At 35.0% G+C, this 758-nt stretch carries 1 protein-coding gene; it reads right to left on the bottom strand.

All coding sequences use genetic code 11. From position 1 onward, the window contains the following. Positions 1-758: EF-Tu/IF-2/RF-3 family GTPase (locus KGF46_RS19705; protein ID WP_255615544.1), on the bottom strand; the 758-nt coding region annotated here is incomplete at both ends.

Raw genomic sequence — 758 nt, 5'->3', positions numbered from 1 at the left:
TCGATTATTGTAGCAACAACTCCTGAAGCTACTGTTCTTCCACCTTCTCTTATTGAGAATCTTAATCCTTCTTCTACAACTATTGAGTTTATTAAGTCTACTTCCATTGTTACGTTATCTCCAGGCATTACCATTTCTATTCCATCTGGTAACTTACAAGCTCCTGTTACATCTGTTGTTCTGAAATAGAATTGTGGTCTATATCCATCAAAGAATGGTGTATGTCTTCCACCTTCTTCTTTTTTAAGTACATATACTTCTGCAGTAAATTTTGTGTGTGCTTTTACTGATCCAGTTTTTGCTAGTACTTGTCCTCTTTCTATTTCGTTTCTTTGTACTCCTCTTAATAATGCTCCTATATTATCCCCTGCTTGTGCTTGGTCTAATAATTTTCTGAACATTTCTACTCCTGTTACTACTACTTTTCTTGGTGCTTCTGTTAATCCTACTAATTCTACTTCGTCTTGTACTTTTAATACTCCTCTTTCCACTCTTCCTGTTGCAACTGTTCCTCTTCCTGTGATTGAGAATACGTCTTCTACTGGCATTAAGAATGGTTTGTCAGTATCTCTTTCTGGTGCTGGTATATATTCATCTATTTGCTCAAATAATTCTACTATTTTATTTCCCCATTCGCTCTTTGGATCTTCTAATGCCATTAATGCTGATCCTCTTATTATTGGAGTATCATCTCCTGGGAAATCATATTCTGTTAATAAATCTCTTACTTCCATTTCTACTAGTTCTAATAACTCTTC

It is taken from the genome of Clostridioides sp. ZZV14-6153 (genome assembly GCF_020657855.1).
GTDB lineage: Bacteria > Bacillota > Clostridia > Peptostreptococcales > Peptostreptococcaceae > Clostridioides.
This window is presented reverse-complemented; position numbering and strand designations above follow the sequence as displayed.